The sequence below is a fragment of the Luteibacter sp. ME-Dv--P-043b genome (assembly GCF_030209605.1).
In the GTDB taxonomy this organism is placed as follows: Bacteria; Pseudomonadota; Gammaproteobacteria; order Xanthomonadales; family Rhodanobacteraceae; genus Luteibacter.
Genome location: NZ_JARVRT010000012.1, coordinates 192,322 through 206,524, shown reverse-complemented (window position 1 = coordinate 206,524; position 14,203 = coordinate 192,322). Strand labels below are relative to the sequence as shown.

At 67.1% G+C, this 14,203-nt stretch carries 14 protein-coding genes; 12 read left to right on the top strand and 2 right to left on the bottom strand.

The features are described 5' to 3' along the window. Positions 1-8: 8 nt before the first annotated feature. Positions 9-227 carry a hypothetical protein gene (locus QRN34_RS07635; RefSeq protein ID WP_285403413.1) on the bottom strand — a complete coding sequence of 73 codons (219 nt, stop codon included), beginning with the start codon at positions 225-227 and terminating at the stop codon, positions 9-11. 108 nt (positions 228-335) lie between these two features. Here QRN34_RS07635 and QRN34_RS07630 point away from each other — a divergent pair, with 108 nt between their 5' ends. The 12 genes from QRN34_RS07630 to QRN34_RS07575 all read left to right on the top strand — a co-directional run bounded on the left by QRN34_RS07630 (position 336) and on the right by QRN34_RS07575 (position 11,392). After that, positions 336-884 carry a lipocalin family protein gene (locus tag QRN34_RS07630; RefSeq protein WP_285403412.1) on the top strand — a complete coding sequence of 183 codons (549 nt, stop codon included), beginning with the start codon at positions 336-338 and terminating at the stop codon, positions 882-884. 77 nt (positions 885-961) lie between these two features. After that, positions 962-1,792 carry a shikimate dehydrogenase gene (gene aroE, locus QRN34_RS07625; protein WP_285403411.1) on the top strand — a complete coding sequence of 277 codons (831 nt, stop codon included), beginning with the start codon at positions 962-964 and terminating at the stop codon, positions 1,790-1,792. Continuing rightward, a complete protein-coding gene (locus QRN34_RS07620; RefSeq protein ID WP_285403490.1) occupies positions 1,789-2,052 on the top strand; it encodes a YkgJ family cysteine cluster protein in 264 nt (87 codons plus the stop codon). Before aroE ends, QRN34_RS07620 begins: the two co-directional genes overlap by 4 nt. Positions 2,053-2,245: 193 nt before the next feature. After that, complete coding sequence (locus QRN34_RS07615) at positions 2,246-4,546, top strand: TonB-dependent receptor (protein WP_285403410.1); 2,301 nt, start codon at positions 2,246-2,248, stop codon at positions 4,544-4,546. Positions 4,547-4,664: 118 nt separating this feature from the next. Continuing rightward, positions 4,665-5,192: an energy transducer TonB gene (locus QRN34_RS07610; RefSeq protein ID WP_285403409.1), complete on the top strand. Its 528-nt coding sequence runs from the start codon at positions 4,665-4,667 to the stop codon at positions 5,190-5,192. 99 nt (positions 5,193-5,291) lie between these two features. After that, entirely contained in the window at positions 5,292-5,618 is a 327-nt protein-coding gene (locus QRN34_RS07605) for a hypothetical protein (RefSeq protein ID WP_285403408.1), read from the top strand. A 205-nt stretch (positions 5,619-5,823) separates the two neighbouring features. Next, positions 5,824-6,357, top strand: coding sequence for a gamma carbonic anhydrase family protein (locus QRN34_RS07600; protein ID WP_285403407.1), 534 nt, complete (start codon positions 5,824-5,826; stop codon positions 6,355-6,357). Between the two features lie 92 nt (positions 6,358-6,449). Continuing rightward, positions 6,450-8,495 carry a M3 family metallopeptidase gene (locus QRN34_RS07595; protein WP_285403406.1) on the top strand — a complete coding sequence of 682 codons (2,046 nt, stop codon included), beginning with the start codon at positions 6,450-6,452 and terminating at the stop codon, positions 8,493-8,495. Positions 8,496-8,551: 56 nt separating this feature from the next. Continuing rightward, entirely contained in the window at positions 8,552-9,319 is a 768-nt protein-coding gene (gene xth / locus QRN34_RS07590; RefSeq protein ID WP_036138758.1) for an exodeoxyribonuclease III, read from the top strand. Further along, a complete protein-coding gene (locus QRN34_RS07585) occupies positions 9,316-9,987 on the top strand; it encodes a YecA family protein (protein WP_036138760.1) in 672 nt (223 codons plus the stop codon). Before xth ends, QRN34_RS07585 begins: the two co-directional genes overlap by 4 nt. A gap of 92 nt (positions 9,988-10,079) precedes the next feature. Further along, on the top strand, positions 10,080-10,910 hold the full coding sequence (locus QRN34_RS07580; RefSeq protein WP_285403405.1) for a pirin family protein: 831 nt from the start codon (positions 10,080-10,082) through the stop codon (positions 10,908-10,910). A 113-nt stretch (positions 10,911-11,023) separates the two neighbouring features. Next, positions 11,024-11,392, top strand: a complete 369-nt coding sequence (locus QRN34_RS07575) for a hypothetical protein (RefSeq protein WP_285403404.1) — start codon at positions 11,024-11,026, stop codon at positions 11,390-11,392. Here the strand turns inward: QRN34_RS07575 and QRN34_RS07570 are convergent. Continuing rightward, a complete protein-coding gene (locus tag QRN34_RS07570; RefSeq protein WP_285403403.1) occupies positions 11,389-14,199 on the bottom strand; it encodes a discoidin domain-containing protein in 2,811 nt (936 codons plus the stop codon). The genes QRN34_RS07575 and QRN34_RS07570 overlap by 4 nt on opposite strands. Positions 14,200-14,203: the final 4 nt, after the last annotated feature.

Genomic DNA, 14,203 nt, shown 5'->3' with positions numbered 1-14,203 from the left:
TCCGGGGACTACCGACGAAACAGTGAGGCCAGCAGTTGCAGCGGCAGGCCCGGTTTCATCGCCACCAGCACGCTCGCCGGTGCCAGCAGCAGCCAGAACGCCGGGGTCCAGCCCAGGGCCTCGCTGTGCGCGGACAACGGCGTGACCAGCAGGACCAGGGCGCCCAGGCCCATCCAGGCCATGGCGATCAGTGCACGGATACGGCGGGGCGAGAGCGTGTCGTTCATGGCGGGCTTCCGGAGGACGAGGTGTCGAGGGACAGGCTAGGTGCCGCCCGTCTCACGGACCGCGACGCGTTGACCCGCTTTTGATCCCCTCGGGCGGAAGCTGGCCCCATGAACAGAATCCCGATGGCGTTACTCATGGCGGCCGGCATGGCCACGGCTTCGTGCGCGACGGACGCGCCGCTCAAGGCAGTGGACCACGTCGACCTCCCGCGCTACATGGGCACCTGGTACGTGATCGGCGCCATCCCGAACATGTTCGAGAAGGGCAAGGTCGCCACGGCGGACGAATATCGCCTGAAGCCCGACGGCACCATCGAGAACATCTATCACTACCGGAAGGGCTTCGATAAGCCGGAGAAGACCTGGAACGGCAAGGCCTGGCTACCCGATCCGAAGGATACGGCCCGCTGGAAGGTCCAGTTGCTGTGGCCCTTCCGCTCCGACTACATCATCCTCGCGCTGGATCCGGCGTACCGCGTGACCATGGTCGGCCTGCCCTCCCGGAAGCTCCTCTGGATCATGGCCAAGGACAGGACGCTGGATGACGGTGCCTACCAGCGGCTGATCGACCAGGCCCGCCAACAGGGTTTCCCGGTGGAGCAGATGCGCAAGGTGCCCCAGCGCGCCGAGGATGCCGGCAAGCCGGGATTCCAGTGACGGTTGCCAGACGGTAACGATTGCTAGACTGCGCCCCCACGGACGCGTGAGTCCGGATCGAGAGCCCAGGAGCCTCCATGAGCGCTGAAGCGCATCGTTACGCCGTGTTCGGTCAGCCGATCGCGCATTCGCTTTCCCCCCAGATCCATGCGGCTTTCGCCGAGCAACTGGGTATCCGGCTTGGCTATGAAACCATCGATGTGGCGCCGTCCGGGTTCGCGGACGCCGTACGCCGTTTCTTCGACGACGGCGGCCTGGGCGCCAATGTCACTTTGCCCCATAAGGAAGCCGCGTTCGCGTTGGCCCAGGAGCACACCGAGGACGCCTCGCGTGTCGGCGCGGCCAATACACTTACCTCGCTGGTCGGTGGCCGGATCCAGGCCCACAACACCGACGGCAGCGGGTTCGTGCGCGACATCACCGAACGCCATTCGCTCGACCTGCGTGGCCACGACGCCCTCCTTCTGGGTGCCGGCGGCGCGGCCAAGGCAGTGGCCTGGGCCCTGCTGGATGCCGGCGTGAAGACACTGACCATCGTCAACCGCACGCCGGAGCGAGCCGACGCGCTGGCCGACGCCATCGGCGATCCGGCGCGATGCCACACGCGTTACTGGGATGGCCTGGACGGCGAGTGCTTCGACCTCGTGGTCAACGCCACGTCCATCGGCGTCACCGGCGGCAGCTTCGACCTGCCGATGTCGATCCTGCAGGACCACGGCACCTGCTACGACCTCTGCTACGGCACTGCCTCCGCCAGCTTCAAGGGCTGGGCCACCGCGGCCGGCACGCGCTACTTCTGCGACGGCCTGGGCATGCTGGTGGAGCAAGCCGCCGATGCGTTCGAGCGCTGGCACGGGCAGCGGCCGGATACGGACCCGGTGTACGCCATGCTGCGCCAGCGCTTCTGACCGTGGCGCTGTCGTGCCGCGCCGGATGCGGTGCGTGCTGCATCGCGCCCTCCATCAGTTCTGCCATCCCCGGCATGCCTCACGGCAAGCCGGCGGGTGTGCGTTGCATCCAGCTGACCGAAGACAACCGTTGCGCGATCTTCGGGCGGCCGGAGAGGCCGAAGGTGTGTGGCGGGTTGCGGCCTGAGGTGTCGATGTGCGGTGGTGATCGGCAGCATGCGTTGGGGTGGTTGGGGGAGCTCGAGGCTGCCACCTGCTGATCGCGGACATCGTCCGCTCCTACGATGCCGCTACGCGTTGATCGCTGACATCGTCCGCTCCTACGTGCATTGGGGCGATTCGGGTGCAGGATCTTGCGATCTTGCGTCGTCAACCAGCCGTCATCTGCGGGTAAAGCGGCGTACATGCGCAGCCGCGAGTCTCACGGGTTTACTCCCAAAGGGGATCGACCCGATGTCGTTCGCACGTGCCTCGCTTCGCCGTACCGCTCTCGCCACGGCGCTGGCCCTGTCCCTGCATGCTGGCCTGGCCCAGGCCGCCGATGACGACAAGGCGGCTCCGGCCGCGGATGTCGCCACCACCAGCAAGGATGCGAAGCAACTGGACGCCGTCTCCGTGATCGCTCCCGGCGAAACCCGCCAGGTGCAGAGCATCGGCACGGACGAGATCCTTCGCCAGCAGACGCCGGGTAGCAGCGCGTTGAAGGCGCTGGACAAGCTGCCGGGCGTGCAGTTCCAGTCGGCCGACCCGTGGGGCGCCTACGAGTGGTCGACGCAGATCACGCTGCACGGCTTCGACCAGTCGCGCCTGGGCTTCACCCTCGACGGCATCCCGCTGGGCACGATGAGCTACGGCGTCAGCAACGGCTTGCAGGTGACCCGTGCGATCACCTCGGACAACCTCGCCACCGTGGAGCTGGCGCAGGGCGCCGGCGCGCTCGGTACCGCGTCCAGCACCAACCTGGGCGGCACGGTGCAGTTCTACTCGGCCGATCCGGACATGACCCCGGGCGTGCGCTTCAACCAGGTGATCGGTTCCGACGCCACGAAGCGCACCTTCGTGCGCGCGGACAGCGGCGACCACGGCGGTTTCTCGATGTACGTGTCGTTCGACCATGCCGACACCGACAAGTGGAAGGGCTACGGCGACCAGAAGTCCAACCAGGCCAACCTCAAGGCGCTGTACCAGTGGGGTGACGGCAACCGCGTCAGCCTGTTCGTGGACAGCAGCAAGCGCAAGGAATACGACTACATGGATCTGTCCCTGACCAGCCAGAAGGCGCTGGGCTGGAACTGGGACTATTTGCAGCCGGACTGGAACACGGCCGTGGGCATCGCCAATGCGCTGAACGGCAACGGTGCCTACCCCGCCTCGATGAACGGCCTGCCGGCCGATTACGACAAGGGCGACGCCACGTATTACGCGGGCGGCGGCATCCGTCGCGACACGCTGGCCGGCTTGTCGGGTTCGTTCAACCTCGGCGGCGCCACGCTCGATACCACGGGCTATTACCATGCCGACCGCGGCGAGGGTCAGTGGGCCACGCCCTACCAGGCATCGTCGCCCACCGTGCCGCTGTCCATGCGTACCACGGACTATGGCCTGGACCGCTACGGCGTGACCTCGGCGCTGAAGTTCACGCTGGGCCACCACGATCTGGAAGTGGGCGTGTGGGGAGAGGACGCCAACACCAACCAGGAGCGCAACTTCTTCACGCTGACCGGCCCGTACACGGCGCTGTACACCTTCTACAACGACCAGGCGCCGTTCCTGCGCGGGTTCCTGCAGCATTATGAAACCCGCACCCGCATGGGCTATGCGGAGGATACCGTCCACCTGATGGACGATGCGCTCACCATCAACTTCGGTGCGAAGTCGCTGAGCGTGACCACGGATGCGACCTCACTGGTGCCGACCACGGCCTTCGCGCAGGGCCAGATGAAGGCGAGCAAGGGCTTCCTCCCGCAGGCCGGTATCGACTACAAGCTCGATGCCAACCAGGACGTCTACGGCTCGTATGCGAAGAACATCGCGGCCTACGGGTTCACGCCGTTCGGTACCTCCCAGGCGTCGTTCGATGCGGCCAAGAGCCAGCTGAAGCCCGAGGAGTCGCAGACCTGGCAGGCCGGCTACCGCGCCCATGGCGACACCTTCGAGGCGTCGGTGGGCGTGTTCTACACGCGCTTCGCGAACCGACTTCTCGTGACCACGCCGTGCGTGGCCGTGGTCACCTGCGCCTCCTCGCTCAACAACGTCGGTGACGTGAAGAGCAAGGGCGCGGATCTGGCCTTCCTGTGGAAGCCGGTCGACGGCCTCAGCTGGCTCAACTCGTTCTCGTACAACGACTCGAAGTACCAGGACGACTACCAGAGCTCCGGCACGGTCCCCACCGCCGACAAATACGTGGTCGGCGTGCCGAAGACCATGTTCTCCAGCTCGATCAACTACGCGTTCTCGGGCTGGCGCGCCAACCTCGAGGCCAAGTACACGGGCCGTCGCTACATCACCTACACCAACGATTCAGCGGTACCGTCCTACTGGGTAGCCAACGCCGGCATCGCCTACGACTTCGGCGTCGTGTCGGTGTTCAAGGCACTGAGCATCGGGGCCAACGTGACCAACCTGTTCAACAAGCACTACTTCGCGTCGACGGGCACCAACGGTTACCAGGCGTACGACGCGCAGGGTTACAACCAGACCTTGATGGCGAGCGCGCCGCGGCAGTACTTCGTCAACCTCAACGCGCGCTTCTGAGGTCGACCGCGATCCATCGTCGCGGTATTGCAACAGTGCGGCGGGAACATGTGTGGCCCGCGGGGGCCGTCCACAGGGGGACGGCCTGGTTGCGGGCGCCGTTCCCCCGGATATCCCCATGTCTAAGTCGTCCATCGTCGCGGTGCCCCGCCGCGCGATCATCACCGTCGCCATTGCCGTGGTCGCCATGGCAGCTGCGTCGGCGTTCACCTTGCTCCAGCGCTCGCACGCGTCCGCGACGAGCCTCGCGGACGTGACGCCCTCCGCCCCGGTGGGCGGCGCCCACCGATCGGACGTCGATCTCCTGCTGGAGCTTGCGCGAGAGGCCACACGTGAAGGCCGTCTCATCGCCCCGCAAGGGAACAACGCCTACGAGTTCTATCTGAGTGTGCTGCAGCTCGACGCAGGCAATGCGACGGCGCATGACGCTCTTCGCGAAACGCTCCCGTTCGCCGCGCAGGAGATCGAACGTCAGATCAACCGGCGCGAGCTGGAGGACGCGCGCCGCGAGATCGCCTTGCTGCGAGATTACGACGCCACCAACTACACACTGATCATTCTCGGGGCCAAGCTCGACGCCCAGCAGCAGGTCGTGGTGGCAAATGATGAGGCAAAAGCTGACACGATCCGTCGGCGAAACGGCTAGCCGCATTCATCTTCGCGATAGGCCCGGGGGGTCATTGTTGCCAGGCGTCCCATCCGGGGGCGCCTGATAAAAACCCTTACACAGGCAAGGAGCCACCTTATGAATAAGACCATTTCGCCGTTGTTCGTCGCCCTGCTCGCCATGGCCCCGCTGGCCGCCATGGCTCAGGTGCATGGTGGCAATGCGCCTCGTCCCGAGGGCGCTACCGACGCAAAGGCATCGGTGCGTTGCGGCGTGCTCGACACGAACGCGTTCGACCGCTTCATCGCCACCAAGCCGACGCCGGTGGAATTCCGCGCGCGCCTTTCATGCATCCAGCTCGTCATGCCCGATTCCGTGACCACGATGGAAATGCGCGCCGACAACAGCCGGTATTTTCCACAGCTCGATCAGTACGGTCGTATCGTCGGCGGCTCGTTCCGCTGATCCATGGAGGCGTCGCCTCGGGCGGCGCCTCCTGTCCGCGCCGCCTATCCCGATGTCACCCTCGTGACCCCGGACATGATGTCGACGCGGGAGATGCGCCAGAACAACAGCCGCTACGTCCCCCAAAGGGACGCCGACGGGCGTATCACCGGCGGTTCGTTCATGTAACGGTGCGGCAGATGCGCGCGAGGTTTAGAATCGTCGCATGTTCACTTCGATACGGCCCTTCAAGGGCATCCTTCCCCGCCTCGGCGCCCGCGTGTACGTCGACCCGGCGTCCACCGTCATCGGCGATGTCGAGCTCGCCGACGATGTGTCGGTCTGGCCGGGCGCGGTGGCGCGCGGCGACGTGCACCACATCCGTATCGGTGCCCGCAGCAACCTCCAGGACGGCGCGATCATCCACGTTACCCACGACGGTCCGTACAGCCCGGGTGGCTTCCCGACCATCATCGGCGAGGACGTCACCATCGGCCACGGCGCGGTGATCCACGCCTGCACCCTCGAGGACGCCTGCCTGATCGGCATGCACGCCACGGTGCTCGACGGCGCGGTCGTGAAGAAACACGGCTTCGTCGGCGCGGGCACGGTGATCCCGCCGGGCAAGGTGGTGGGCGAGCGTGAGCTCTGGCTGGGCAATCCCGGCAAGCTGGTGCGCGTGCTGAGCGATCGGCAGGTAGAGCAGTTGTATTACTCGGCGGCCAATTACGTGCGCCTCAAGGACGACTACCTGGCCTGATCGCCCCTGAATGCCGGGGCGGGCCCCACGTGTTGCCGCTTGATTTGCCTCCGCGCGGGCTCCACGCTGGGCGCCAGAGAGGAGACGAACCCATGGATACCCGCACCAACCCGCTGCTCGACCCGCAGGCCCTGCCGATGTTCTCGGCCATTCGCCCCGAGCACGTCGAGCCCGCCATCGACAGCCTCATCGCCGCCGAGCGCGCCGCCATCGATGCCATTGCGGCTGCCGACGCGCCGCGCGACTTCGAGCACGTGATCCTGGCCCAGGAACGCCTGGACCAGGCCATGTCGCGGGCTTGGTCGCCGGTAAGCCACCTGCACTCCGTGGCCGACTCGGAGGCCCTGCGCAAGGCGCACGGCGCCGCGGAAGAAAAACTCACCGAGCACGGCATGGAAGTGGGCCAGAACCGCGACCTCTACGCCGCCGTGCAGGCCGTGGCCGACCGGCCCGATTTCGCCGGCCTGCCGGTCGCCGCGCGTGCGGCGGTCGAGCACGCCCTGCGGGACTTCCGCCTGTCGGGTGTGGCGCTGGAAGAACCGGCGCGCACGCGCTTCCGCGAGATCGGCGTGGAGCTGTCCCGCCTCACCACCGAGTTCTCCAACGCCGTGCTGGATGCGTCCGAGGCCTGGCACAAGCACATCACCGACGAGCGCGACCTGGCGGGCATTCCCGCTTCCGGACGCGCCGTGCTGCGTGAATACGCCCGCGAGGAAAAACTCGACGGTTACCTGGTCACGTTGAAGCAACCCAGCGTGCAGGCGGTGCTCACCTACGCCGAGAACCGCGACCTGCGCGAGGCCGTGTACTACGCCTACCAGACCCGCGCGTCGGACCAGGGGCCGGACAAGGGCAAGTTCGACAACTCCGTGCGCATCGAGAAAATCGTCGCGCTACGGCACGAGGCCGCGCAACTGCTCGGCTTCGCCAATGCGGCCGAAGAGTCGCTGGCGACCAAGATGGCCACCTCGACCGAGGCGGTGCTGACCTTCCTGCGCGACCTCGCGGCCCGTGCCAAGCCGGTGGCGAAGAAGGAACTGGACGAACTGCGCCGCTTCGCCACCGACGAACTGAAGATCGACAACCTCGAGCCCTGGGATGTGGGCTTCGCCGCCGAGCGCCTGCGCCAGCAGCGCTATGCGCTGGACGAGGAACAGATCAAACCGTATTTCCCGGCCTCGGCCGCCATCGACGGCCTGTTCATGGTGGTGGAGCGCCTTTATGGCGTGCGCTTCACGCCGCGCGATGACGTGGATACCTGGAACAAGGACGTGAAGTACTACGACGTGGTGAACGCCGACGGCACGGTGTTCGCCGGGGCCTACCTCGACATGTATGCCCGCTCGGGCAAGCGCGGCGGTGCCTGGATGGACGTGGCCGTGTCGCGCTTCCGCGACGGTGACGAACTGCAGCTGCCGGTGGCGTACCTCACCTGCAACTTCCCGCCGCCCACCGACGGCGCGCCGGCCCTGCTTACCCACGACGACGTGCTCACGCTGTTCCACGAATTCGGCCACGGGCTGCACCACATGCTGACCGAGGTGGATATTCCCTCGATCAGTGGTATCGAGGGCGTGGAGTGGGATGCCGTGGAGCTGCCCAGCCAGTTCATGGAGAATTTCGCCTGGGATCGCAACGCCCTGCGCGAATTCGCCCGGCATTACCAGACCGGCGAGCCGCTGCCGGACGATCTGTACCAGCGGATGCTCGACGCGCGGCACTTCCATGCCGGCCTGTTCCTCGTCCGCCAGCTGGAATTCGGCCTGTTCGATTTCCTGTTGCACCGGGACTACGACCCGGCGGTGGGCGCGCGCCCCCTGGATGTCCTGGAGAAGGTGCGCCATGAAGTGGCCGTGCTGCATCCGCCGGCATGGCAGCGTTTCCCGCACGCCTTCACCCATGTCTTCGCGGGTGGCTATTCGGCCGGCTATTACAGCTACCTGTGGGCCGAAGTGCTGTCCGCGGACGCGTTCGAACCCTTCGAACAGGCCGGTGTGCTGGACCGGGCCACGGGCGAGCGCTTCCGCAAGGAAGTGCTGGCGGTCGGCTCCACGCGGCCGGCCCTGGCCTCCTTCGTGGCCTTCCGCGGTCGCGAGCCGCGGCCGGACGCCCTGCTTCGCAGCTACGGCCTGGCCTGATCGCACGGCCCCGCGCGGCGTCATGGCGCCGCGCGGCTTTCCTTTACAATGGCGCCATGAAGATCGCTTCGTGGAACGTCAATTCGCTCAAGGTTCGCCTGCCCCACCTCCAGCAATGGCTGGCCGAGGTGCAGCCGGATATCGTCGCGCTGCAGGAAACCAAGCTCACCGACGATAAATTCCCCGTCGACGAGATCGCCGCGATGGGCTATCGCTCGGTGTTCTCCGGGCAGAAAACCTATAACGGCGTCGCCCTCCTCGCACGGGGCGAACTGGCCGATGTCGTCACCGATATCCCGGGCCTGGACGATCCCCAGCGCCGCATCCTGGCCGCCACGGTCGGCGATATCCGCGTGGTCGATCTGTACGTGGTGAACGGCAAGGCGCTGGGCGACGAAAAATACACCTACAAGCTCGAATGGCTGGCGCGGGTTCGCGACTTCCTCGAAGGCGAGCGTGCCCGCCACGAGAAACTGGTGGTCCTGGGCGACTTCAACATCTGCCGGGACGACCGCGACGTGTACGACCCGGTGGCCTGGGGTGAGGACATCTTCTGCTCGCCGCCGGAACGCGCCGCCCTGCAGGCCCTGCTCGATATCGGCCTGCATGACAGCTTCCGTCTCTTCAACGAGGACGCCGGCCTTTTCAGCTGGTGGGACTACCGGCAGGCGGCTTTCCGCCGCAACATGGGCCTGCGGATCGACCTCATCTTGATCAGCGATGCGCTGAAATCCCTGGCCACCTCGTCGATCGTCGACAAGGCGCCGCGGAAGTGGGAACAACCGTCCGACCACGCGCCCGTCGTGCTGGAGCTGCAGCTTTGAATACCCCCAAATCCGAATGGCCGCGTTCACTGGACGACGCCGAACTCGAAAAACTCGACATCTACCTGCGCGCCCACGGCAACGACGGCGACCTGATGCTCGACGGCGTGCATGGCCTGCTCTCGGCCATCGCCATCGGGCCGCTCGAAGTGAAGCCGGAAGAATGGCTGCACGAGGTGCTGCACGACGCCTTCGAGGATGAAGACGAAGGCAACGCCGTGCTGGCGTTGCTGGCCCAGCTCAACGATTCCATCAGCGCGGAACTGGACGTCGACGCCTACGAGCCGATCCTCGGCGAGATCGACACCGACGAAGGCCCCATGCTGTCGGCGGGCGGCTGGTGCGAAGGCTTCAGCCGTGGCATCGACATGCGTGCGCAGCTGTGGGAAACGCGGCTGGCCGAAGACCCCACCCTGATGCAGCTGCTCGGCCCCATCATGGCGCTGGCGGTGGACGAGGGCGTGCTGCAGGCCGATGCGGAGTTCGAGAAACTCACCGACGAGGAATACGACGAGTGCCTGGGCCAGCTGCCCGAGGTGCTCAATGCGGTGGGCGAATACTGGCGCACCAACGGCCCCACGGAAGACGAGCTCAAGGCGATGACCCGCCCGCGCAGCGAGGCCGAAGACGGCCCACCCCGCCAGCGTTCCGGCCACTGGGTGCACTGACCACACGGGCGAAACGGATCGTTCGCCCCACGAGGCTTGGTCTGGTGCCCGACAACCGGCATCTTGGTGGGCATCGACACCGGAGTACCGTCATGACCCAACGAACCATCGCGCGCCGCATTCGCGGCATGGACACCGCCGACGGCGCCGGCGTGAAGCTCAAGCGTGTGATCGGCCAGCCGGCGCTGGACATGCTGGACCCGTTCCTGCTGCTGGACGAATTCCGTTCCGACCAGGCCGGGGACTATATCGAAGGCTTTCCCGATCATCCCCACCGCGGCTTCGAAACCGTGACCTACATGCTCGCCGGGCGCATGCAACACGGCGACAACCAGGGCAATCGCGGCGACCTGGGTCCCGGCAGCGTGCAGTGGATGACCGCGGGCAGCGGCCTGGTCCATTCGGAAATGCCGCAGCAGGAGGCCGGGTTGATGTGGGGCTTCCAGCTGTGGGTGAACCTGCCGGCCGCGGACAAGATGACCGCGCCGCGTTACCAGGACATCCCGCCGGGCGACATCCCGGTGGTGCAGCCGGCGCCCGGCGTGACCGTACGCGTGATTGCCGGTGAGCTGGAAGGCGTCAGCGGCCCCGTGGCCGGTATCGCCACGCAGCCGGTGTACCTGGACATCGCGCTGGACGCTGGCGCGCACTACGACCTGGGCCTGCCCGCCGGGCACAGCGCGTTCGCCTATGTGTTCGACGGCACCGACGCCCGGGTGGCCGGCGAGTCGCTGGCACGCAGCGAACTGGCGGTGCTCAGCGAGGGTGACACCTTGAGCCTTGCGGCCGCCGAGGCCACCCGCGTCCTGGTCGTGGCAGGTCGTCCGCTGCGCGAACCGGTGGCGCGCTACGGCCCGTTCGTCATGAATACGCAGGCGCAGATCCACGAGGCGATCGCCGATTTCCGTGCAGGGAAATTCTGATCGCCTCGGCTGAAACTGAACGGCCCGGTTAAGTTCCCCGGGCCGTTTAGCCTTCAGACCGGATGCCATCGCTAGCATCGGCCTCCTACGCATTCGCGAGGAATTCATTGCCCATGCGCTTTTTGCTCACGGTCGTACCCATTATCGCGGCGCTCATCATCGCCGCCTGCTCGCCCTCGTCGCCTGACGCGGGCTCCGCCGCCGCGCCGCCTGCGGCGTCGTCGGCCGCTGCCGATGCCACGCCGGCACCCGGCAAGAATGCGCCGGCCAACCCCGCCCTGGGTTCGCCCGGGTGGTACGCCTGGGTGGACAAGACCCTGGCGGTCAGTGACGACGGCCATGGCCCGCGACCGGATACGCCGGCCTGGAACCAGGCCGTGAACGCGAAGCTTGGCCAGGAGGCGCCGCAGTCGGCGCCCGGGTCACTCGAGTGGCAGCAGGCGGTGGATGCCTTGCTGCGCACCCGGGTCGCCACGCACTAGGAGCGCGGCGGCTTCGTGGCCGTGCCGGTGGCTTCCATCGGCACGGTGTAAGTCGTGACGCCCCGCCGCAGCTTCACCTCGCCCGACGGCAACGAGAGCACCAGGCCGCCGGGAGGGTCTATCGGTTGGGTCAGCGTCAGCGTGGCCTTTCCGCCGGTGGCCTTCAACGTATAGCCGAGACGTCCGTAGGGCGTGCGCAGGTCGCGCAGCGCGATGCCGTCGCCGGCCAGCCACGCCGGCTGCACCCCCGCCGCGAGCACCATCGACTCGTCGGATGCGCGATCGTAGGCGAACAGGTCGAGTGCGGAACGGACATAGTCCGAGGCGATCCACGCGTGCGGCATGTCGCCGACGAAGCGCGGCTCGCGCGGGTCCCGCCCCACCACTTCGGCCCACTGGTTCCAGGCCTGCGGTCGCCGGTCGGCGAAGAAGAAGGCGATCAGGTCGCCCACGCGGTCCCGCCAGCCGAGGCGGACGAAGCTGGCGATCGTGCGCAGCTCGTAGGGCGTGTAGTCCTTCCAGGCCATGCTGCCGTCGCGTCGCGCCACGAAGGCCCGCCAGTATTTCTCGAACGTGGCGTCCACCAGGGCCTTGGGCAACCGTGCCTGCTCGCCACCCGGCGACAGGGCAATGGTGGTGGAGGTGGCGTCGAAGTCGCCCAGTTCGGCCGATCCCGGAATGAAGTCGATGCCTTTCTCGCGGACCGCCGAGGCGATGGACGCATGCAGGTCGTCGCGGAACTGGTCGCGCGAGGCACGGAATGCCGTCTGCCGATCGGTCTGCCCGAGCACGCCGGCCAGTGCCACCGCATCGTCGTAGCCCTTGAGCGCCCAGAAATCGTCCCAGTACGAATGCATCGGCTTGGTCGAATAGCCTTCGTGGCTGATCGACGCCGGCATCAGGCCGTACAGCGATCGGTCGGGACCCTGCAACCGCCCGGCCTGCCGCTCGCCGGTGCGTAGCGTTTCCATGTAGTCGACGGCGCGCACTACGTGCGGCCACAGGCTTTCCAGCGTGGCGCGATCGTGCGTGTAGCGCCATAGCTCGGCCACGCTGAAGATCAGTTCGCCCTGGCTGTCGTTCTCGGGTACAGGATCCGACCCGCGCGCGTCGACGCAGCAGGGCACCTTGCCGTTGGTAAACTGGTGCGGTGCATACCAGCGGATGAACTCGCCGGCGACATCTTCGTGGCCGGTACGCAGCAGGCCCTCCAGCATCATCGCGCCATCGCGCACCCAGGTGCGCGAATACGAGCGGGTGCCCGGCTGCAACGCGGGGCCGTCACGCGAGATGAGGATTTGCGCGACACCGCTGCGCATCGTGTCGACCAGCGGCTGGGCCCGCGTCGGCACGCGTATCGCCACACGATCCAGCTTGTCGCGCCATAGCGCCGCCACGGCATCGGCATGGCTGGCCAGCCAGTGGCCGGCGTCCGCCGGCAGCGGGACGTCGTCGTCCTGCTTCACGGGAATCACCAGGCCCAGGTCGACATGGCCGTGGGCCGGCACGTGCACGTCGTATAGCAGGGCGCCCTGGCCGAAGCCGTCGTCGGCGTGTAGCGAGCGTGTCGCCGGGCGCTCGCCCGCATCGAGTCGCTCGCTGAGCATCTTTGGCGTGTTGCCGCTGGCGACGAAAGCCGTCGTCGCCTGCAACGGCACGACCTTGCGCGTGCCGTTCACCACCAGCGCATGGCCGTCCCAGGCGAGGTCGTGGATCGGGCTGGTGCCGCCCGGCGCATTGAGGAACTGCGTGGGCGGGTTGACCTGGAAGGGCCTCGCGGCCAGGGCAAGCGTGATGTCACGCGCGGTTTCTCCCGCATTGTCCACGCGATAGCCGACCACCAGCTGCGAGGCACCGGCGGCGCCCTGCGCGAAGGCGGTGGTGGTGAGCGCAAGGTCGCCCTTCGTCCACTGCACGGACGGCAGCGGCAGGTAGCGGTCACGCAGCGACTGCGTGGTGGTGACGTCGGCCCATGTGACCAGCGCGCCGCGATCGATCAGGAACGGTTCGAGGGAGAAGCCGCCGCGGGTGACTTCCACCGCGCCGTCCTCGGAGATGAGCGCGGAATCGCGGCTGCCGCCATCCACACCGACGATCGTCCAGTACGACTGCTCGCCCGAGAAGCCACGGGGATAGAGGCCACGACGCACGTGTTTCGCCCGCTCCTCAAAAATCGCGTTGGCGGTAGGCGCAGGCGTGGGCACGGCTTCGGGAGGCCGCGCGGTCAGGGTGAGGTTGTCGAAGCACACCGAGCCGCGATTCGCGGCCGCGGGCACAGCGTCGCGCCCGCCCGGTACCCGGGCCTGGCCCTGTGCCTCCTTGTAGACGACGAACTCCACCTCGCGCGTGTGCCGCAGCGTGCGGTCCTTCACCGGACCCCAGGCGAAGGACACCTGGCGACTGGTCGCCTGCACGGACTGCCAGGCATCGGTCGGGACGAAGCCGGGCTGCTGGAACCACCACACATTGTCGCCGCTGTCGTCGATCAGTTTCAGCTGCAGCGTGTTGGGCGGCATGCTGCCGCGCACGTCGAAGCCCAGCGCGAAACCCGTGGGGAAATCCAGAGGCAGCGTCTTGCGGATCGACGCCGCGCCGGACACGCCGTTGAAGTCATAGTCCAGGCAGATCGCCCGCCCGGTGTTGCCTTCCACGAGCCGCAACGAGGCGGATACATCGTCGGTATGCGTTGCCGCCCAGCCCGCAGTGGTGTCGAAACCATCGAGCAGGCGGGGCGCATCCTTGCCCTGCGCAGGCAGGGTGACGACGGCCGCCGACAGCAGCAGCGAAAGCGAGGCAAGGCGTGACATGGTC